At 44.1% G+C, this 20,626-nt stretch carries 17 protein-coding genes, 1 pseudogene and 1 riboswitch; of the genes and pseudogenes, 6 read left to right on the top strand and 12 right to left on the bottom strand.

The annotated features are described in order from the left end of the window. Nucleotides 1-170: 170 nt before the first annotated feature. Entirely contained in the window at nt 171-1,133 is a 963-nt protein-coding gene (locus tag B1728_RS22035) for a phosphotransferase (protein WP_079912549.1), read from the bottom strand. Nucleotides 1,134-1,392: 259 nt separating this feature from the next. Here B1728_RS22035 and B1728_RS22030 point away from each other — a divergent pair, with 259 nt between their 5' ends. Further along, a complete protein-coding gene (locus B1728_RS22030; protein ID WP_079912548.1) occupies nt 1,393-1,656 on the top strand; it encodes a hypothetical protein in 264 nt (87 codons plus the stop codon). 531 nt (nt 1,657-2,187) lie between these two features. On the opposite strand, the gene B1728_RS22025 is transcribed toward B1728_RS22030, so the two are convergent. The 7 genes from B1728_RS22025 to B1728_RS21990 all read right to left on the bottom strand — a co-directional run bounded on the left by B1728_RS22025 (nt 2,188) and on the right by B1728_RS21990 (nt 10,310). Continuing rightward, complete coding sequence (locus B1728_RS22025; protein ID WP_079912547.1) at nt 2,188-2,526, bottom strand: hypothetical protein; 339 nt, start codon at nt 2,524-2,526, stop codon at nt 2,188-2,190. 117 nt (nt 2,527-2,643) lie between these two features. Next, a complete protein-coding gene (locus B1728_RS22020) occupies nt 2,644-4,524 on the bottom strand; it encodes an FAD-dependent oxidoreductase (protein WP_256865454.1) in 1,881 nt (626 codons plus the stop codon). Nucleotides 4,525-4,854: 330 nt separating this feature from the next. Further along, on the bottom strand, nt 4,855-5,973 hold the full coding sequence (locus tag B1728_RS22015) for a sensor histidine kinase (RefSeq protein ID WP_079912545.1): 1,119 nt from the start codon (nt 5,971-5,973) through the stop codon (nt 4,855-4,857). A gap of 36 nt (nt 5,974-6,009) precedes the next feature. Further along, nucleotides 6,010-6,702, bottom strand: coding sequence for a response regulator transcription factor (locus tag B1728_RS22010; RefSeq protein ID WP_079912544.1), 693 nt, complete (start codon nt 6,700-6,702; stop codon nt 6,010-6,012). Between the two features lie 574 nt (nt 6,703-7,276). Further along, a complete protein-coding gene (locus tag B1728_RS22005; protein WP_079912543.1) occupies nt 7,277-7,852 on the bottom strand; it encodes a dihydrofolate reductase family protein in 576 nt (191 codons plus the stop codon). Between the two features lie 596 nt (nt 7,853-8,448). Continuing rightward, nucleotides 8,449-9,666 carry an MFS transporter gene (locus B1728_RS21995; RefSeq protein ID WP_079912541.1) on the bottom strand — a complete coding sequence of 406 codons (1,218 nt, stop codon included), beginning with the start codon at nt 9,664-9,666 and terminating at the stop codon, nt 8,449-8,451. A gap of 68 nt (nt 9,667-9,734) precedes the next feature. Further along, nucleotides 9,735-10,310 carry a TetR/AcrR family transcriptional regulator gene (locus tag B1728_RS21990; RefSeq protein ID WP_079912540.1) on the bottom strand — a complete coding sequence of 192 codons (576 nt, stop codon included), beginning with the start codon at nt 10,308-10,310 and terminating at the stop codon, nt 9,735-9,737. A gap of 260 nt (nt 10,311-10,570) precedes the next feature. Beyond that, a riboswitch (cyclic di-GMP riboswitch) is annotated at nt 10,571-10,638 on the top strand. Nucleotides 10,639-11,008: 370 nt separating this feature from the next. Between B1728_RS21990 and B1728_RS21985 the strand changes: the two genes are divergently transcribed. Further along, nucleotides 11,009-11,188, top strand: a complete 180-nt coding sequence (locus B1728_RS21985) for a hypothetical protein (protein WP_079912539.1) — start codon at nt 11,009-11,011, stop codon at nt 11,186-11,188. A gap of 267 nt (nt 11,189-11,455) precedes the next feature. On the opposite strand, the gene B1728_RS21980 is transcribed toward B1728_RS21985, so the two are convergent. The 4 genes and pseudogenes from B1728_RS21980 to B1728_RS21965 all read right to left on the bottom strand — a co-directional run bounded on the left by B1728_RS21980 (nt 11,456) and on the right by B1728_RS21965 (nt 14,127). Next, a complete protein-coding gene (locus tag B1728_RS21980) occupies nt 11,456-11,818 on the bottom strand; it encodes a hypothetical protein (protein WP_079912538.1) in 363 nt (120 codons plus the stop codon). A 120-nt stretch (nt 11,819-11,938) separates the two neighbouring features. Continuing rightward, a pseudogene (locus tag B1728_RS37360) lies at nt 11,939-12,049 on the bottom strand (integrase); the annotation flags it as partial. A gap of 120 nt (nt 12,050-12,169) precedes the next feature. Then, a complete protein-coding gene (locus B1728_RS21970) occupies nt 12,170-13,285 on the bottom strand; it encodes an aminopeptidase (RefSeq protein WP_079912537.1) in 1,116 nt (371 codons plus the stop codon). Nucleotides 13,286-13,491: 206 nt separating this feature from the next. Continuing rightward, nucleotides 13,492-14,127 carry a CatB-related O-acetyltransferase gene (locus B1728_RS21965; protein ID WP_079912536.1) on the bottom strand — a complete coding sequence of 212 codons (636 nt, stop codon included), beginning with the start codon at nt 14,125-14,127 and terminating at the stop codon, nt 13,492-13,494. 315 nt (nt 14,128-14,442) lie between these two features. Between B1728_RS21965 and B1728_RS21960 the strand changes: the two genes are divergently transcribed. The 4 genes from B1728_RS21960 (at nt 14,443) to B1728_RS21945 (ending at nt 20,626) form a co-directional block, all read left to right on the top strand. Further along, the gene (locus B1728_RS21960) at nt 14,443-16,782 is read left to right on the top strand and encodes a helix-turn-helix domain-containing protein (RefSeq protein ID WP_179136144.1); all 2,340 of its coding nucleotides are present in this window, start codon (nt 14,443-14,445) and stop codon (nt 16,780-16,782) included. Nucleotides 16,783-17,119: 337 nt separating this feature from the next. Further along, entirely contained in the window at nt 17,120-18,085 is a 966-nt protein-coding gene (locus tag B1728_RS21955; protein ID WP_079912534.1) for an ABC transporter permease, read from the top strand. Between the two features lie 12 nt (nt 18,086-18,097). Continuing rightward, the gene (locus tag B1728_RS21950; RefSeq protein WP_079912533.1) at nt 18,098-18,976 is read left to right on the top strand and encodes a carbohydrate ABC transporter permease; all 879 of its coding nucleotides are present in this window, start codon (nt 18,098-18,100) and stop codon (nt 18,974-18,976) included. Nucleotides 18,977-19,033: 57 nt separating this feature from the next. Beyond that, nucleotides 19,034-20,626 carry an extracellular solute-binding protein gene (locus tag B1728_RS21945; RefSeq protein WP_079912532.1) on the top strand — a complete coding sequence of 531 codons (1,593 nt, stop codon included), beginning with the start codon at nt 19,034-19,036 and terminating at the stop codon, nt 20,624-20,626.

Raw genomic sequence — 20,626 nt, 5'->3', positions numbered from 1 at the left:
TTCCGCGATCGTTCAGCATCTTTTTCCGTTACAGTCAGCTTGGGGAGGTCTATCATAAGGATATTGTACTATCCCATTTATAAGTATCCTGCCCGTTAGCGTAACGCAGCTACCGATCGATGCCGGCAGCGGCGTCGCAGTTGTATATTAAACTTTCGTTGTCCATTAATTCAACAAAAAATGCTTTTAAGATTTGACCAGTTATCTGCTATCCAAATCGATTCGTCTACAAACCTTTGATTCGTGGGTCCGCTTCTTTCAGCATTTACACCAACCCATTCAGCCTCTTTCCACCAAGTTAATTTAACAGAACGAACAATCTTTTCACGCGTCAACGGTAAGCTTTCATTATATCCTTTGACGAATGCATTAGCTGCTTCAAGCATAAGTTCATCGTACCATAGTGTACAAGATAATATTGCTCTTGATATATCAAATTCAGGATATATAAAGCTTAGTCGATCAAAATCCAATATGGCTGAAAGACTATCTTCATTAAATAGCAGATTATCAACCCAAAGATCCCAGTGAACCCATCCTATTTCGCATTGTGAAAATAACGACATATCGATTGTCTCAATTATCCTCTTTTGTTTTTCTAGGGCAGTAATGTAATGTCGAGAGTTCGATGCCACAGCTTGATCCCAGCGTCTGGCCCAACTCGCTAACATTCTTTCTCTCGATGGGATGCTCCAATCGAGTTTCTTAGATAAAGAATGACTATTTCCAAGAATTCGATGCATTCTTCCTGTTGCCCTTCCCAAAGAATACATTTGCTCCGCATTAGCCTCGCCTGGGCGAATTAATTTACCTTCACAGAAATCTGTTAGTACGAATCGCTCGCCATAAGGTGTCTCATGAATAAGCACACCATTACAATCAAAAATTCGTGGACAAGGTATATTTAAATTATTTAATTGAGTTTGAAAACCAAGAGCAATCCTTACGCTATCAAGATTGCTGTAGCGATGCCAATTGTATTGCTTAACGAATAGAGGGCCTCTATCTGTATTCAGTTTCCACTTTAAATTTTTATATCCCCTATTGATCTCTTCGAAATCATAGGTTTTTATTTCCCAATTTTTATTGATCGTATCTATTATTTCATCTCGAATGTTTTCGGAATTACTCACTAAAACACCCCCAAATTATGGAATATCTCACACCATAATATCGAATGTATGTTTGTATGTAAACCATTTATTATGCTGTACTTCCCCTTTAGAATAGTTAAGATGATTCATTTCCCTTATTTATACAACAATTTAACATTTTGATGTTAGACTAAAGCTATTATAGAAACAGAGTTTAGGACTGGATTAACTGAAAGCTGTAAAAGACGAAGTGTTATGACGACTAGAAGCGTAGTGTAAATGAATAGGAGATAGCAGAATGAATGAAATTAAGAAACAGGCTTACAGAAAGCTAATTTACTTGGCATTCCTTGACATAAAAAACAGCGGGAGTTTTAATGAGGAAAACTGTTATAGAAATTTTCGAATTGCGCATGCGTTTCATAATCTTGCAGAATCCATGATTGATGACTTGAAAGGCTTCGATGAGGTGGAATTTTGGAATACGATTGAATCATTGGAGAAACAGTTTAACTTAAACCATTACAGAGAAACATTCTGTGATAATATTCGCAATCTTTAATAAATGTTATTTCAATTTTTATGAAAGAACAGTCAAACACACGAAAGTATCGTGAAACTGCTAAAGAACCCTATTGTGGGTATTATAACCTCAAAATGAAACGGCGGTAATCTGGACTAGAAAATCCTAGATTACCGCTTTTCTACTTGACGTTAGTCAGAGTAAATTAATAATGCTTTTTTAAGATTATGAACACGACTATATATCATCTCTCTATCGTCCGGCTTTTATACCCCTTTTTCATATGTACTTATACGGATTCTACCATCAAACTCATAAGGACGGTCGTTTTCGTTTATGGTAAATTAGACCTTTGCACCATCATTTCTGCAAAGAAGGTAACCCGTTCGATTTTCAAGCTTTGCTTGCGGACTTCCTCTAGCGACGGCAGATGAAAATTAAAGATCCTAAAACCCCCATGCTGGAGATCAGAACGAAATCGATTCTGAATAAAGTATTCTGCAGTTAATAGTTCTGACCGACTGCTGTCATGTCTAGATGAACACAACCGTCTCCTATTAGCTTAGCAAGTTAACATTCAAATGAAGGGAATGAGAACCTCGAAAGTTGTGCATGAAATGCCTCCTCCCATAGCTCCCATTGTTCGATTGGTAATTCTCCGACGATTTGTAATCCTGAGGGTTCAACTGAAGCGTATAGGTAGTTAGGTGATATTCCTTCCTCACCAAACCACATAGGACATTGATGCGGCTTAACAAGATATTGTGGCAAGACCAAATAAACTTGCTGAAGTTGTTCCCATGTGGCTTCAATAAACTCATTGAAATGTAAGCAGTACACTCTGTCAACTGAAATAATACCTTTTTCGTTTGCTACAAGCTCTTTATTATCATAAAAGCTAATATCCATTAATCGTTCTCCGTTTCTGCTGGCGTAAGTCTGAAATACGCTGAGATGAAGCTGCCGCGCAAGATGATCGGCAGCCTTCCTAGCCGTACTGTTTTATAAATCGTCCAAAAGATAGCGTCAGTTGAAACGAACAGCGGTCAATGTTTCGACGGCATCTTTGAGCATCATGAACACATCTCCATCTGTCAATTTATTTGGGTCTGTTATCAGTGCAATGGTGGATTTGGTAACAAGTCCCTTGCTTAACAATTCGGCCTGAGCGTTTTCCGGGGTTGTCTTAATTCCTGCTCCTAGTGCAATCGTATAGCTCGCTTGCTGCAAGGTCAATGCTTGCTTCGCAGGTTCATTCACATTTTTCAGAGCTTCAGAAGGGTTTCCTGCAAAATATGGCTTATATTTTTTCTTTATAATATTCAGTTCATTCACAATACGCTGCATATTGGAAGGGTTGTCCAGTTTAAACGCCTCGTTATGATACGAGCCCACAGCCAGCCCCATGTAAACGGCGGCTTTCAGGCCATCGTATTGCTTATGATTCATAAAGCTCATCTTTTCGGTCGTATAAGGTTTCAGGTCCATGCCTTGATCATTAAGCGACTTCTGCAGCTCGGCAATCAGCGGTTTCGATTCGGCCATCGCTCGAAAAGTAATTCCATGTTCGATCGCCAGCTTGACGGCCGCACCCGCTGCTTGCCCTTCGGCCATACCGACCGGAATGACACGTGCGCTGCCGTGTGCTAGCGTATCATAGCTTGCGGATCTTCCCACGACAAGAATCCCATCCACATTGTTCGGAACGATACTGCGGAACGGTACCGCATATTTCAATGGATCCACGACAACAGACCCGTTATCATTCGGAGAAGTTCGTTGAATATCTGCAGGGTAAGAGCCGAAGGCGATGCGATCCCACTGGTCCCGGTTCTCCAGTAAATCGATGACGCTTAAACGATACAAGCCGTTCAGATGGCGTGTCTCACGAACATAGAGTTCAGGAGCGATTCCATTGAATTCAATATTTTTGAACTCCTCGAATTGTTTCAAGTAGTTAACGACATTCGGGATTTCTTTGTTCGCAATATCCATTCCTTCCTCGACGGATTGAGGATTCAAGCCGTCAACTCCGAAGATTTGCAGGGCGTTGATCAGAATCGTCCCGTCGAGCTGCCGGCCAATATTGAGACCGCGCATTTTCACGCGTTCTTTGTTAAGCGGTTCGTAGCCCTTCATTTCTTTGCCGTAGCCCCATGCGGACATTTTACTGACGCCGGTATTGCTGTCCCCGTCTCCATTTAACCGTTTGGCAATCAAGCTCCATGCCTTATCATCGATATTATTCAAGCGGAATACCGCGGTGACCGCCATTCGCGATGCTTCATCACCCAGATCCTCGCGGCCGATTGTAAACGAGGCTCCGGAAGCGGCCGCCATATCTGCGTCTTGGGTAGCGTCAATGACGGCTTTTGCTTGTACTTTTTGCTTCGTTCCGTCCGGTAAGCCGACAGTGATGCCTTGGACCCCTGCGTTAGCCCCATCCTTTTGCACAATCGGCTCCACGGAGGAAGCCTTCATATACAGATCTATATGTTTCTCCGCCTTAACCAAGTCGTAAAAAGCATTGGCTCCCGTCGTTACATCAAAAGAATGGCCTTCCGTTTTATTGTACCATTCCGTAAAAATTCCTTTGTTATAATAATCCTGCTCTTTTCCCGGCAGCTTCGTGGATGTTTTGTCCCAATTCATGTCGATGCTGTTCAACCAACCGACCGTCATCAGCCCGCCCAGAACTTGCCGGTTCCGGCTGTCGATCAGCAGTGTCTGCAGCCCGTTGCGAGCCGCTGAGATAGCTGCTGCAATCCCCTCGGGGTCTGTACCGACAACCACTACGTCATAACTCTCCTTCAACTTGTCCACGGATTGAACGACCTGAGGCTCGCGCTTCACATTCCCGGTCGGCGGCACATGAACTCCTGCATCGCCGTTTTTCGACGAGTTCATATACCATCCCATCCCCAGTCCCAGCAACACTATGAATATCGCCCCCGCTATAAACTGAGCCCTTTTTTTAAACATGATGAACACCTCTGCCTATATTATTTGTTATAGCAGGATTGGTACTTCATTATCTCTGCCGTCGTCTAGTATAAACGAGAAATGTTAATGTTCCTTATGCAGGCGCTTAGCGGACGCTTAAATGATTCTTAATAAAAATTAAGAAATGCTGCAAACAGAAATAACCCCACAAAGTGGGGCCTTGGCTTCGAAGCTGATTCAGGTACTTTCGGGGAGCCCCGAAATTTTTAAATTCTACACTGTAAAAAAGGCCGGTTAACGGCCTTCTTGTGATCCTGGAGATACATTTTCGTATATGGGAAGTCTGGTTTCAAAGACCGTTTCCTTGCGGCTGCTCCGAACCGAAATCAACCCGCCATGGATCTCGATAATGCTTTTCGTGATGGCCAGCCCAAGCCCGGTTCCTCCGGTCTGTGAAGATCTTGATTTGTCGGTTCGATAAAATCGTTCGAAAATATAAGGGATATCACGCTCGGGAATCGGTTCGCCATAGTTGATGATTTCCACGACAGCCTCGTTTTCAACCTTGCTGATCCGGATATCGATAGATTTGCCGGTGCTTCCGTAACGAATCGCGTTGGATATAATATTTTCGTACGCACGCATTAATTGGTGGCCGTCGGCAAGCACATACAAACTATCGTCCGGGGCAGTCAATCGGCATGACATGCTTGCTTTTCTTAACTGGGGGGTGAATTCCTCCGCCAATTGCTTCAGGAAGCCCAGGATGTTTACTTTTTTCATTTGAAACTGAATGCCTTGCCCGCTTAGCGACGTATACTCGAAGAGGTGGTCGATCAGCTTTTTTAAGGTTTTCGTTTTTTCATAGGCAATGTTTATGTAATACCGCAGCTCCACCTCATCTTTATAGCGATCCGTCTCAATCAGCTCCAAGTAACCGAGAATCGAGGTGAGCGGAGTGCGTAGATCGTGGGATACCCCTGTGATCAGCTCGTTTTTGGTTTTTTCGGCATTTCGCTCTTCTTCAATCGACTTCCGCAGCTGCTTGGTCATATGATTAAAATGTTCCGCCAAGACACCCAATTCGTCCGATGATTTGGTCGTAATTTCATACGACAGATTGCCCTGAGATATCTCTTGCAGCCCCCGTGTGATCTCCTCCAAATACGAAAAAACTTTACTGCTGAGCACAAAGAAATAGACAAGGAAAAGCACGCAGCCGGAAATAATCATGATCGGCGTAGAGCCAATATGATTGACGACCCAGCGCGTCGGCGCAGAGAAAGGCCATACAAAAACAAGCTTCAAAAATAGCCGATAACCGATAAGTTCGGTGACGGCAGTTAATGCAATACTGAGCACGAACAGCAATATAAATTTCCAGCGCATCGTATTGATGAATTTTATTTCCACGTCCGAACTCCAATCCGTCCTTATGATATTTATAGACTACTCAATTGTGTAGCCTATTCCCCATACGGTTTTGATGTACTGCGGGGAGCTTGGATCTTTTTCGAGCTTTTCCCGGATTTTGCGGATGTGAACCATAACCGTATTATTGGATTCGTAGAATGGCTCGTTCCACACGGATTCGTAGATTTGCTCCATACTTAGCACGTTGCCGCGGTGTTGGGCAAGCACTTGCAAAATAGCGAATTCACGCGGCGTCAGCTTGACCTGGTTGTTATCGACAAACACTTTATGCGTCTTCAAATTTATGATGAGATCATCGATCACCAGTTCACTTTCATCCTTTGCTTGATTCGCATGGAACTGCATGAATCTGCGAAGCTGCGATTTGACCCGGGCAACGATTTCCAGAGGACTGAATGGTTTAACCACATAGTCGTCCGCTCCAATGCTTAATCCCGTAATTTTATCGATCTCTTGGCCTTTAGCGGATAGCATGATGATCGGCATCTGCTTTTCCTCGCGTATTTTCATACAAGCTTGAATCCCGTCCATACGAGGCATCATGACGTCAAGAATGATCAAGTCAACCGTAGTCGTTTGTAAAATTTCCAAAGCCTCAGCACCGTCACTCGCCGTACACACATGAAATCCTTCATTTTTCAAATAAATTTCCAGAAGATTGGTGATTTCCTTCTCATCATCAACCAGAAGTATAGTGGCTCCAAACATAAAATCGTCTTCCTTTATCTGAAATTTAAGCGGCTCATGCCATTATCTTACACAAATAGTACGAAAGGCAAGACGGTTTATGACAATGGGTAACTGTGTTACTTGAAACATCTTGCATAATGGTTCCACAGAACGGACCGTCATAAACAACGCCCAAATTATTTTCCATATCCGATTCTTGTGGTGTGAATAGTGTTTCCAGCGTTCAGTGATGGATTCATTCACCAAATTCAACGTAACATAGATGCATTATTATGACAAATCCCCCTAAACCAATCTGCCAGTTTCGAGGTCCGGTTAAATTATCCAGTTGAAAAATAACAGCAGTTGAATTCAAGCCAACTGCCCTTAATGTTAATTGATTCTAACAATTGTGGGCACTTTATTGAACTATCTTGCCAATAGTATAACGCGGCTGCCGGTTTGTACCGGCAGCCGCGTCTTAGTTCGTTATATAGCTAGCGTGCCCCTTAGTTTAAAAATGGAAGCCGCTCATAACTTCCGGATTGCGTAAATTTCACTCGATTAAAGTAAGCCCGAAAACGTATCTCCTGAATTCACTCTAGTGTCACGGTCAGACGATCACGCGGTAGTGAAGCTGAACAACTCCGCATCGGAAGCGGCGCTCACCGAGCAACTCGAGCCGCATGCTGAGGTTGTCCGGCAATGCTCGCTTACCTCCACCCAAGATTATCGGATTAACAAGCAGATGACACTCGTCGATCAGTCCCGCGCTCATCGCCTGCCCAGCAAGCTCGGTGCCGCCAATCGTAATGTCGGCTCCTGAAGACTCCTTCAGCCTCCAGATCGCATCAGGATCGAATTCGCGCTCGATCCTAGTCCTAGCGTTTGAAACCGACTGAAGTGTCCGGGAAAACACGATCTTCTCAGCAGCTCGCCAAATCTGCGCGAAGTCCCGCATTACCTCCAGTTGATCGCCGCTGGACGGGTTCATTTTGATGTTCGCCGTCTCCCAGTACACCATCGACTCGTACATTCGACGCCCGTATAGGTAGGTGCCAATCGGCCGCTGGAAGTCAGTCCAGAACGCAAACACCTCGTCATCGGAGATCGACCACTCGAGATTGCCGCGCTCGTCCTCCATGTAACCGTCCAAAGATACGTTAATAGGGTAGATCAGTTTAGCCATTTCGATAACGCCCTCCAATCTCTGTTCATAAACTATATTTTAAGACATTTCAGTTCGGATTGTTTCTTACAGATTGCTAATCTGCCCTTTCGCTTAATGACAGAAAGAGCAGCTGCCGCGGCAATCTGCTCCCTGATCATCCCATGATCGTCTTTGTTAGCTTAAAGCTTTTTTCGAAGAAATACTGTAAAACTCACCATTCAAAATTTAGAATCCCCCTCATTTTTTGTATAATGCTTTTGGCATAATACATTACTTTTGATTCAATAATTGAATAGCAAACAGAAAAGATAATAAGTAAGGTAATTAGAATAAATAGTTGTCCTTTAAAGAAGTCAAGTACCCATATTAATACTGGAAGATATAGCATGAATAATATAGCTTTGGTTATGATTTCGCTCATCCATATCCCCCTAACCCTAATTAAAGGTTATCACTAGTTATAACGCATAAATTTAGTCGTTGTTGCGGTATCCTGCCATTGCTTCAACGGTAGACGGCTGCCGATGCGTCAAGCCGGCTGCCGTCGTACCATGATTGAGCTATCGTCTGCCGTTGGCTTGGCTTAGAACGTATGGATTACTCAACTGCGCTTCTCAATCAATGAGATTTTCCTTCCCTAATCTCGAAAACTCCGTCGCATAATACGCCATGGCGATGGCCGGTAAGGCGATTCCGATCAGCAGTGCCGCCTCCCAGCCCCCCATCGCATAAGCCCATCCCCCTGCCGCTGAGCCGATAGCGCCCCCTAGAAAGAAAATCGCCATATACAAACCGTTAAGCCTACTGCGAAATTCCGCTCCTAAAGAGAAAATCACCCGCTGCCCGAGAACCATGTTGGCGGAAACCCCCATGTCAAGTAAAATCGCCGCAACTACGAGGACGGGGACTGCGAGTGCAGAATTTGATGGAACCAGCAAAGGAAGCAGCCCGGAAAAGATGACGATGCCCAATGCCCATCCCGTAGCCGGGCGAACCCATCCACGGTCTGCCATACGGCCCGCTGCTGGCGCCACAATTGCCCCCATTACCCCGACTAATGCGAACAGAGCGACCTCCTTCTGAGTGAAATGGAACGGCGGACTTGTCAATACCAACGGAACTGTAGTCCAAAACAAACTGAACGTACCGAATACACAAGCATGATAAATTGCCCTCCGGCGCAATGCCGGTGTCGCCTTCAGCAGATGCAGCATGGAGTGCAGCAGCGCCGGGTAAGCTGTAGCCGCCGAAGGCTTCCTTGAGGGCAATGCCTTTGCCAATACAAGAGCCAGCGCGAAAATCAATGCGGCGGAGATGAAATATATGGCGCGCCAGCCCATATACTCCGCCACCAAGCTTGAAATGGGACGCGCGAGCATAATCCCCAGAAGCAGCCCGCTCATGACGTTGCCCACGTTGCGACCGCGCACAGCTTCTGGCGAAAGATGAGCCGCATACGGCACAAGGATTTGTGCTGCTACAGAACCTACTCCGATCACGAGTGAAGCGGTGAGGAACAGGATGGCGCTTTTGATTACAGCGGCAATTGTCAAAACGGCGGCTGTTAGGAGCAATGATGAAACGATCAACTTACGATTTTCCAGGATGTCTCCCAACGGTACGATAAATAACAAGCCGATCCCGTAGCCGACTTGAGTCAACGTAACGATAAGGGCGGCAGCCCCGGAGGAGAGTCCGATGGCCGAACCGATCGAGCCTATCAATGGTTGAGCATAATAAAGATTTGCCGCTATGATGCCGCAAGCGGCTGCTAGGATAAAAATCAGCGCTGTCGAGACCGATTTTTCCGTTGGAATGGAAGCTGAATGCATAGAAAGTCCCCTTTTCTTACCAGAAATTTTCCGGAACGTTCGTTCCGAAATGTGCAAAAAAAAATGTTTTATAGCATTTCCATCACCATGTCTATCATCTGCTGCATCTTACTGCGGTCACCCTGCACCTTCACAACGATATTTATACTATGATTCAGGTTTGTGAGCAGATAAGATAAAGTCTTGATATCTTTCTCAGGCATGATTTCTCCCGTCTCCTGACCTTTGCGCAGCAGCTCGTAGAAGGATTTCTCCAACTCGTCAAACCGCTCCCTGATCAACACATTCAGTTGCTCGTCTGGCGAATCCATGCTGACCGCTGCATTAGTAATGAGACAGCCCTTCGGCGACTCGCCGCCCAAGGCGGAATCGATGTGTATCTCGAAGTACTGCCGGATTCCCGATTTGGCGGATGTCGCATTAACGAGGATGTCCCGTTTGGATTGCTTCCACTTCTTGTACCAGTTAATCGCTTCGATATACAGCGTTTGCTTGTCCCCGAACGTTTCATACAAACTTGATCTGCTAAGATCCATAGCTTCCAGCAAATCGGGAATGCTTGCCGCTTCGTAGCCCTTCTTCCAAAAAACGAGCATCGCTTTATGAAGCACCGATTCTTTATCAAACTCTTTGTAGCGTCCCATGGCTCTCCCTCCTTTTCCGTAGGTACAGTATATACTTTTTCGGAACGATAAGTCCAGTATTTTCTGCAGATATGAAAGCTAGCTCAGGCTGGGATAAAACTAGCTTCGATTATACCCTTCACACCATGTCTTTAATCGTCTAGCAAAGAATAAGTAACAACTCCAAAAATAGGTGAAAAGATTCATATTTCTTAAAATAACTAAAAAACTGTGGCATACGAAACAGAAATAATAAGAAAATTTTGTTACTATAGTCCCAAGGTAAGCAATGAAACCATGTCTATATTTGGGCACTTGGACTTGGTTGAGCTAGTAGTGCAACCGGACCACCTTTATCTATAGGGGGTTATCTTAAATGAAGTCCACACTAAATATTGAACATGTTATCAATGCATTAGGTATCCCAACAAATCGTTTCCAATCATGGGTTGATCAAAATCTTTCAATAGATATAAATACGCTTGTGGCAAACCCGTTGTCATCCCCAACTCATTTCCAGACCAACGATGAACTAAATGTTTGTTTGGCAAACCAGGATAATTATTTAAGAAATCCGTCGATACTTATCAAATCAAGCTAAAATCCATTGGAAACGTGCTGGGGCTATGCACCAGCCTAATTGGGCTGATGGACGACAATGCTGCCGATAAGTGCACGATCGTTTGGCGACCACGCAGACGAAAAAGGAGGATTTCGCAATGAACATCAATTCGATTGAGAATGCAATCGGCCGGCAGCTCTCTGACTCCGAACGTAGCACCGTTGGATTGATCAACAGATGGGATCAGGAAACAAAAGAGAACATAATGTCTCTTTTGCTTGATGCATGGAAGAACGGGTTTGCATTGGGACGTAAAAGCAGCGTCGGCAGACGGTAAACGTAACTGGATCCATCGTTCATTTACTGCTACATTTGTTAAGTCTTAAATCCCCGCTTTTCGTCGATGAACATCTTAACGGCTTTATGTTTAAGCTCCACGTCGTATGTCTTTCTTATTTTCCCCATAAAAATCCCCTCCAAGTACACTGTAGTGCGCTTTCTTAGCACTGTTTACTTAAAGGGGATAATATCAAAACGGCAGCTTTCTCATGATGACTATTGCACTATCGTACCCGTTAACTTAATCAGTTAAGATGTAAAAGTTTTATATAATTTTGCCTGCACAATTAACAAAAATAAGTTGAACTTTGGGACGCAAGCACCATTCGATTATTGTCTTCACAAGACTTGGTGTAACGATACGGTCATCCCAAATTGGAGTTTGTACTCTTACCCAACCTTTATGAGGGTGATTTTCTAATCCTGCAAACTCCATTCCTTTCACCACAATGTGCGGTGTCTTATCATAGTCTGTTTGTGCCACATGATATGAAACAATAAATTTCTTATCCTCTGAAACAATACTAAGATTGATTCGTCCGTAATCTTCTGCATCTTGGTGAACATTCCAATAATACGTCGTGTCGCAATACTCTAACTTGCGTCTTCCTTTTGAATTAACCCCCATAGGCCTATGACCTCGCTATTTTCATACTAATTCGCTTTCCGTATCTATTCGTGACAGCATCGAAGTATCCCGCCCTTTAGTTGAACGGTGGCTTCAATATGACACCCGCCGCTACAAACCCTAAAAGTAATGACGGTAGAGTTCTCGACGGCGTTCCCCGCGCAGCTGGGCGTAAATCTGAGTGGTTGATGCTTTTTCATGCCCCAACATGCCTTGAATAAAATCTAATGGCGCTCCGTTATCTAATTAGTTATAGAACAGTTCCTAAGTTCGCATTATTGTTCTTTTAAACAATTCTTCTTCAACGTAAAAAGATTTCGAGAGATGGTTAGTACTATCTACCTATTAGTTTCACTTTAAGTTTTCTGGGTTTAATCCTTGTAATATTTCAGGAATAAATATTCCATTCTTACGTATCAGGATATCATCAAACCATATTTCTCCACCACCGAATTCAGAACGCTGAATATTTACAATATCCCAGTGCAATTCTGACCAGTTCTTATTTCCTGGTGATCCTACAGGTACACATCCAGGAGTAAAGTGATAACTGCCCCATATTTTTTCATCAAATAGAGTATCTTTCATTGGTTTTTCTATATATGGATTGAGTCCAATTCCAAATTCGCCAAAATATCTGGATCCTTGGTCAGTATCTAGTAATTTATTTAATCTATCGCAATCATTCGCAGTGGCATGTATGATTCTGCCATCCTTAACTTCAAATCGAATGTTCTCGAATGTAAACCCTTCTTTAATTGAAGGTGTATTATAGGAAATGTATCCATTAACAGACTCTTTTACTGGCATTGTATATACTTCACCATCCGGAAGGTTCATAATCCCTGCGTCTTTATATGAAGGCATATTTTTAATTGAGAATTTTAACTCTGTCCCAGGACCACTAATCCTTACTTTATCTGTTTTATCCATCAACGTTACTAAATTATCCATTGCTTTATCCATCTTGGAATAATCAAGATTGCAAACGTTAAAATATAAATCCTCAAAGTCTTCTGTGGACATATTAGCTTGCTGCGCCATAGCATGGTTAGGATAACGAAGAATACACCATTTCGTATGGCTGTAACGTCTACCATTGATCTTTTGTGAATAATATTTTCTAAATAGTGCCAACTTTTCAGGAGAAACACCATTCAATTCACTCATATTCTCTCCGGCTCTAATGAGGATATAAGCTTGCATATCCTTTACTCTAGTTGAATCATAGAATGCCATTGCTGTTAATTGTTCCTCATTGCAACTAATTAATATCTCTCTTAATAACTCATGATTATTTATTAATAGGAATGGAATTCCACCAACTAAATAAGCCTGTCTTATCAATTCTTTTGCCAAAGGAATTTCCAATCCATCAACCTCAATTAATAGCTTTTCTCCTCGTTGAAGCTTTACTGAATATTCAATTAATTTTTTAGCGAGTTGTTCAACTCTAGGATCTTTCATGGCACGTCTCCTTTATCGCTTACAACATTTAATTTCAAGCACATTCTGTTAACCTCTGTATTCTAGATTGATCCTTATTTTCCTTTTTATGTTAGAACAATACATCACAAAAATATTAGAACTAACCGTTACTTCAATGGCAATTAAAAAGGAGCTGCCCGGTGCAGCTCCACACTATCGTATCCGTTAGTTCAATACAGTTTTTATTATGAGTTGAGAAGTTCCTTTAAAGCTTCCGTATTATTGCTTGTCAAAACGGGAATAAATTCAGTTATTTTTTCAATATCCCACTCCCACCACTTCAAAGTATTGAGAATACCAATCGTTTCCTCGTCGAATCTATAACGTATTAATTTTGCTGGGTTCCCTCCTACAATAGCATAAGACGGAACATCTTTGGTTACTACAGCATTTGTGGCGATTATCGCACCATCACCTATATGAATCCCTGGCATAATTGTAGCATTGTAACCTATCCAAACATCGTTTCCTATAACTGTATCACCTTTGAAGCCACCACTTAAATTCTTTAATCCGACTTCCCAATCTCCCCCAAATGCCCCAAAAGGAAAAGTTGTAAATGAATTTGTATTATGATTCGCACCGTTCATAATAAATTTAGCGGTAGATGCAATAGCACAAAATTTTCCGATTTTCAGTTTATCTCCTAAAAAGTCAAAATGATAAAGGACATTTTTCTCAAAACCTAAAGGGTTATTCAAGTCATCGTAATAGGTATAATCCCCAACTTCAATATTTGGATTTATCACTACATTTTTTAAAAAGCAAAGACTTCTGATATTTTTCATTGGAAACACACTATTTTTATCTGGACCCATCATATTCCCAACCTTTCAAAAAACCCAGTTTTTCTACATTATACCATAGCTCCTTTCACAAAACTGTCCAATAGACAGAAGGAACAGTTGCCGCACTAAATTTGGCATAATCAAGTAAGCGTTGGGCGGAGGCTTCAACCAGCTCGATATCAAGCTACGGCCGCCGGTGTTTTCCTCCCTGATTCATAATATGTGCCATGTAAATGAATATAATTATAGATTAAAGCGCTTTACATTAAACTGACTGGTGCCCTACAATGATTGGTAGATTAAGTAATGGTACGTCTCCATCCGGTTTGTAGGGGGTTGTCCACGAGCATGTTCCCACAAAGCTTAAAAATATTTAAGCATAAAAGCATTTTTGTCAAAATGCTTGTTATTTTTAATGCATTTATCATCTCCACCATCCTCATCTTCGGCTACGTCTCTTATTCCAAATCATCTTCCCTGCTGATTGAAGAAGTGGTCACCTCCAATAATAAATATATTGAACAGGCGCGAAATAACATCGATCGGGCAATCGAATCGTGGGACGTCTTATCTTTCCAGGTTTCACTGCAAAGTTCAATCCGCCGCGCCTTCTATTTGTCTGAACAGACATGGAACCTCGATCAGATGCTGTTTCTGGATGTTATACAATATTTGAAAAGCGTCAAACTCGCCAACCCGCTGATCGCCGATATATGGCTGCAGCCTTACCGGTACCCTGTTGTCCTCAACCACGAATCCAAATACAATTCGGACTATTTCTACAGCCAACTTTATACCACCAAGCCTGAGATGGACTGGCGAAAAAAAGAGACGGGGCATTTCGGCTACACGTTCATGGGGCGGTTCGACGTCGTTTCTTCCGATGCTTCTCAGTCCGTAATTACGTTTGCACGAACCGTTCCGCTCAGTGAAGTATCTCCAACCGGGATATTGTACATGAACGTCAAAACCGAAGACCTGGCAAATATGCTGCAAAGCATTAGCGACCCGTACCCTGCATTTATTTACGCCATAGACGCATCGGGCCAGCTTGTGATCAACAGCTCCGTCCGCTCCGAGCATGATCAGCGGATCTATTCCGTCAAAGGGATTATTGCGGATAAAGTGAAAGCCCAAGGAACTCGAGAAGGGTACCTTGAGGAAAAAATCTCTGGCGAAAGCTACCAGATCGTATTCACCTCGTCTTATGTCAATGGGTGGACTTACATTAGTGCGGTGCCAACCGCATTTATTACGGAAAAAGCGAACAAATTCAGGCAGTTCACGCTATTTGCTGCCGTACTTTGCCTCGCAGTCGGTGTTATTATCTCCTATTTTTTGACGGAACGGATGTACCGGCCAATTTACAATATCATAGCTTATATGAATTTGTTCGAACGCAAAAAGGACGAATTGCCAGGCATTCGTAAGGAGGATGAGCTCGGATTTATTGACAGGATCATCAATTACGTATACTTCGAGAACCATCAGTTGAAGGGCGAATTCGAGAAAAATCTGCCTGCGCTGCAGCAAAAGATCTTATATGATTTGATAGAAGGCCGGGTTTCCTCAGAGAAAATGGCCGAGGCCGCAGAGAAGCTTCAGCTTCCCTTCGCCTTCGATGCGTACCAGATCATCGTGTTTGAGACGGTGGATTTTTCCGTCGACGAGAGGCTCAGTCCCCATGAGCCCGATATTATAAGCATGATTGATCAAATGGCTGTAACAACCGACGCAGAACTGCCGCATTTTGCAGTCAAATCGATTAAAAAGCGTGTCAATAAAATCGTCACTGTCGTCAATCTCGATTCCCGGAATCCAAACCCGGAGCTGATCAGCGATTTGATATGCCGCGTGACCAACTTTTTCGTACGGGAGCACGGGCGGACCTTTACTATCGGCATAGGCAATGTATACAAGCGGGTGGAGGATGTACCGTTTTCCTATGTGGATGCGTTGACCGCGTTGGAATACAAACTAGTCAAGGGACAAGGCAGCGTCATCTACGTGGATGAAGTAAGCAAACTACCCGATCGTTCTTACATGTATTCCTTTGATACGGAGAAAAGAATCATCAATGCGGTGAAAACTGGCAATACAACAACGCTATCAGAGCTTTTGCAAGTGTTGTGGAAGGATAATCTGGAGAGTGCCCCTCCAACTCCGGAAATTGTTCACCATTTGTTTCACGCGCTTGCCGGGACTGCAGTCCGGACGATTTATGAAATCGGTTCCACTGCAGAGGAAATATTCGGCCGTTCCTTCAGTTTATACCGTGAACTCGACTCACAGCCTGGCGTTGAGGACAAAAAGCGGTGCATTGAAGAGGCATTCAGAATCATCGGTGAATGGATTCAAGGTAAGAAACAAGGCCAATACACCCAGCTGCTCGGGAAGGTTGAACAGTTTGTTAGGACCAATTACCACCGGGACTTGTCCCTAGCGGTCGTGGGAGAAGCACTTGGATTATCCTCATCCTATTTAAGCAGCATTTTTAAAGATATCACGGGCATGAGCTTCGTCGATTACGTCAACTCGAAGCGGATCGAGCAGGCCAAGCTGCTGCTGCAGACCACGAACCACTCTGTGGCGGACATCTCAGAGCGGGTCGGCTTTACGAGCTCCAACACGTTTATCCGCGTATTCAAACGTCATGAAGGTGTCACGCCAGGACAGTTCCGTCAGTGAAGGGGTGCATCGTAGCAGGTCTCAACCGGAGCTATCACTTGTATCTCACTTAGCCGACCCTCCTCTTTAAGAGACGACGGGGCCGGCCGTTTTTTTGCATATTTTCCCGGCTAGACTCGATAACCTTTCAAAAGCGAACCAATTAAACCGTCTATCGCATCCTCCCCCAAGATTAGCCTATAAATCCAAACAAATCGCCCCTATTATCATAAAAAATGGGGATGGTTCTAAATAATCGGAGATGGAAAAATCGTTTGTGAACGGTTACATTATGGACACGAAATTGAAAACTACTCACTTGATAACATCCATTTATCGAAAGGAGGCGTTTCGTTCGATGGCTAAGCCCGAAGCCGCTGTTCCCCATTCCGTGGCCCCGTCCACGGCTGCCAATCCGTCACAATGGCGAAAAACGATGAAAAAAGCCCTGCCTTACTACCTCATGTTTCTGCTCCCTTTCATTTACTATGTCATTTTCCGCTATGCTCCCGTCATTATGGCCGTCTTGATCTCTTTTATGGATTACAACGTATACAAAGGCATTTTGGCAAGTCCATTTGCCGGGTTCAAGCATTTCATCGATTTCTTCGATTCAATCTACTTCACCCGGCTGATCCGTAATACGCTGATAATCAATCTGCTGAACCTGGTATTCGTGTTTCCGGCTCCGATCGTTTTCGCATTACTATTGAATGAAGTGCGCAACGCCTTCATCAAAAGATCCGTTCAGACCATTAGCTATTTACCGCACTTTGTCTCCACCGTCATTGTTGCGAGCATGGCCGTGACGTTCTTATCTCCGAGCGTCGGACTCATTAACAACCTGCTCGTTCAGTTCGGTATAGAGCGGATTGCCTTTCTTCAGAAGCCGGAGTATTTTTGGTGGATCTACACATCCATCGATTTGTGGAAGACGCTTGGCTGGTCAGCCATCCTCTACTTTGCCGCGCTAACAGGAATCAATACAGAGTTGTACGAAGCGGCGAAGGTCGACGGGGCGAACCGTTGGAGGCAAATGTGGCATGTCACCTTGCCGGGCATCGCACCAACGATTATCATTTTGCTTTTGCTTAAAATTGGACACATGCTGGAAACCGGATATGAGCTCATTATTTTACTATACAACCCCAACACGTATGTAACGGCGGATGTGATCGGTTCCTATGTTTACCGGAGGGGTATCCTAGAGGCCAACTACAGCTTTGCTTCCGCCGTCGGGTTGTTCCAGTCCGTGATGGGGCTGGTGCTCTTGATGATCTCTAACCGATTGGCACGCAAATATTCGGAAACGAGCATTTGGTAAGGAGGACAAACAATGCCGCTGCGCCGTTTGACATGGGGAAGCCTGATCTTTAACACGCTTAATATGCTGTTTCTGGGACTTGTCGTGGCAATCACCATATATCCGTTCTTATATGTGCTTGCCGCTTCACTCAGTGAGCAGATTTATATTTCGCAAGGAAAAATAGGCATTATCCCGATGGGGTTTCAGTTGGAAGCTTATAAAAGGGTCATCGAATTTCCGATGCTCGGACGCGCTTACTTCAATACCGTAGTTTATACGGTCCTTGGGACCGCTGTGAGCCTCTTTCTTACGGTGCTGGCTGCCTATCCGCTTTCGAAGAAGGAAGTCCCAGGGCGAAATTTGCTCACCGGCTTTATCCTTTTACCGATGCTCTTTAGCGGCGGCCTCATCCCCACCTACCTTGTCGTGAACGCGCTTGAGATGCGAAACACGATATGGGCGATCATAATTCCGACTGCTGTTGCATCATTTTACGTGTTCATCCAGCGCACTTTTTTCGAGCAAATTCCCGCAGAGCTGGAGGATGCCGCTCGAATCGACGGATGTTCCGCGATGCAGACGCTGCTGCGTATTTATTTGCCGCTGTCGGTGCCATCACTTGTAACCATCGGGCTGTTTTATGCCGTAAACCAGTGGAATAGCTTTTTCCCCGCAATGATTTATTTGAACGATGAAAACTTGTTTCCGGTACAAATCCTGCTGCGTGACATCGTTATCCAGAACCAGACCGATCAAGTAATGGTAGATGTCCATGACGACAAAAATCTGCTCAGCGAATCGATCAAATACGCGACACTGATTGTCGCAACGCTGCCAATCTTACTCGTATATCCGTTCATACAAAAATATTTTGTGCAGGGCTCCATGATGGGATCGATCAAAGGCTAACCGCGAAATCACGGGATTTGCGTCCCTGATAAAAAGGATAAGGGAGGTTTTGCAGCTATGACAAATTCTAAGTGGACCAAAGGAATAATTAGCGCCATCGCGCTGATCGTGACGCTATCCGGATGTCAGTCCGGAGGCTCTGATCAGAAGACTTCAGGAACCCCAGAACCCCAGAATGACCCAAGCGGACAGACGGCAGTCGGCGGTAAAGTGCTGGATAAGAAAATCGAGGTCAATGTCTATATGCGGCCGAGAACCGAGTCGGTGGAGTCGAACGATCTGCCGTGGATGAAGCCCATCGTCGAAAAGACCAATGTGTATTTCAAGTGGCTAAAAGCCCCCAATGACGATAAGGACTACATCGAGAAGTTTAATTTAACCTTGGCCGGCGGCGATCTTCCGGATATGATGGAAGCGACTCCAGACCTGCTCAATAAGGGCGGTGAAAATGGGGCCTTCGAACCGCTTAACAAGCTGATCGACCAATATATGCCGAATTTCAAAAAGGTTATGGAGAAAAACCCGCAAATCCTAAAAGACATCAAATCGGATGACGGCAACATTTACTTCTTCCCGCAAATCTCCGCGGTCAAAACCATCAATTTGCAAATCGTCCGGCAGGACTGGCTGGATAAAGTCGGTATGAAGGCACCAACGACGACGGATGAATTGTACGAGGTGCTGAAGGCTTTTAAGGAAAAGGACCCGAATGGCAACGGAAAGAACGATGAAATCCCGTTTACAACGCGCAATAAGCTCAAAGGGCTGTTAGCACTCGTCGAGCCTTTCGGCGTGTCGTTCGAGGAGGATTTTTATGTTGAGAACGGCCAGGTTAAATACACCTATACGAATCCAAAGCTGAAGGATGCGCTCGCTTTCGCCGCGAAGCTGTACCGCGAAGGCTTAATCGACAAGGAGTACATTACGAACGACCAGAAGGTTTGGGAATCGCGCTTCACGAATCAACAATCGGGTATTACATTTGATTCGTTCCCGCGCATCGAATATTTGGAGAAATTAGTTGCAAAGGCCGAGCCGAAGGTCAATATGATTGGCATTCCTCCACTTAAAGGCCCCTCTGGGGACGCATATACGAAAAGCCAACAAACGTTAATCAAGAACGGCTTTGCCATTAGCTCGAAATCCAAGTATAAGGTGGAACTTGCCAAAATGCACGATTGGTTTTACAGCGAGGAAGGACAACTGGCAATGAATTTCGGAAAGCTCGGCGAAACGTACACAATGGAGAACAATCAACCGAAGTACACTGACTTGATCATGAAAGACCCTAACAAATCCCCATTGATTAAAATGTACGAACTCGGCCACCGCGAATTTGCTTATCAGTGGGACATCCGCTATGAGAATGCCATGGTAACGCCAAAGATTGAAAAAATCCGCGATTCGATTACGCCATTCATCAAGGATAAATATCCGGTTGCCCTTTCCTTTAAGCAGGCAGAGCGCGATGTCCTCAACTCCAAATTCGCGGAAATAACGACATACAAGGATGAAATGGTGAACAAATTTATCATGGGAGCCGAACCGCTTGACAAATTTGACGCCTATGTCAAAAATATCGAGAAGATCGGTCTGGATAGTGTCCTGAAAATCCAGCAGGCTGCCTATGAGCGGTACACGAAACGATAA

The organism is Paenibacillus sp. 32352, assembly GCF_002042965.1.
GTDB lineage: Bacteria > Bacillota > Bacilli > Paenibacillales > NBRC-103111 > Paenibacillus_S > Paenibacillus_S vulneris.
The sequence above is the reverse complement of the archived record's forward strand: the minus strand, read 5'-3'. Positions and strand labels throughout refer to the sequence as shown.

Coding starts and splice junctions, on each gene's coding strand:
- B1728_RS21980 (WP_079912538.1), bottom strand. CDS start 11,818: ATGGGGGTTAATTCAAAAGGAAGACGCAAGTTAGAGTATTGCGACACG.
- B1728_RS21970 (WP_079912537.1), bottom strand. CDS start 13,285: ATGAAAGATCCTAGAGTTGAACAACTCGCTAAAAAATTAATTGAATAT.
- B1728_RS21995 (WP_079912541.1), bottom strand. CDS start 9,666: ATGCATTCAGCTTCCATTCCAACGGAAAAATCGGTCTCGACAGCGCTG.
- B1728_RS21985 (WP_079912539.1), top strand. CDS start 11,009: ATGAACATCAATTCGATTGAGAATGCAATCGGCCGGCAGCTCTCTGAC.
- B1728_RS21955 (WP_079912534.1), top strand. CDS start 17,120: ATGGCTAAGCCCGAAGCCGCTGTTCCCCATTCCGTGGCCCCGTCCACG.
- B1728_RS22020 (WP_256865454.1), bottom strand. CDS start 4,524: ATGAACTCGTCGAAAAACGGCGATGCAGGAGTTCATGTGCCGCCGACC.
- B1728_RS21950 (WP_079912533.1), top strand. CDS start 18,098: ATGCCGCTGCGCCGTTTGACATGGGGAAGCCTGATCTTTAACACGCTT.
- B1728_RS21960 (WP_179136144.1), top strand. CDS start 14,443: ATGTTCCCACAAAGCTTAAAAATATTTAAGCATAAAAGCATTTTTGTC.
- B1728_RS22025 (WP_079912547.1), bottom strand. CDS start 2,526: ATGGATATTAGCTTTTATGATAATAAAGAGCTTGTAGCAAACGAAAAA.
- B1728_RS22005 (WP_079912543.1), bottom strand. CDS start 7,852: ATGGCTAAACTGATCTACCCTATTAACGTATCTTTGGACGGTTACATG.
- B1728_RS21990 (WP_079912540.1), bottom strand. CDS start 10,310: ATGGGACGCTACAAAGAGTTTGATAAAGAATCGGTGCTTCATAAAGCG.
- B1728_RS22030 (WP_079912548.1), top strand. CDS start 1,393: ATGAATGAAATTAAGAAACAGGCTTACAGAAAGCTAATTTACTTGGCA.
- B1728_RS21965 (WP_079912536.1), bottom strand. CDS start 14,127: ATGATGGGTCCAGATAAAAATAGTGTGTTTCCAATGAAAAATATCAGA.
- B1728_RS21945 (WP_079912532.1), top strand. CDS start 19,034: ATGACAAATTCTAAGTGGACCAAAGGAATAATTAGCGCCATCGCGCTG.
- B1728_RS22010 (WP_079912544.1), bottom strand. CDS start 6,702: ATGTTTGGAGCCACTATACTTCTGGTTGATGATGAGAAGGAAATCACC.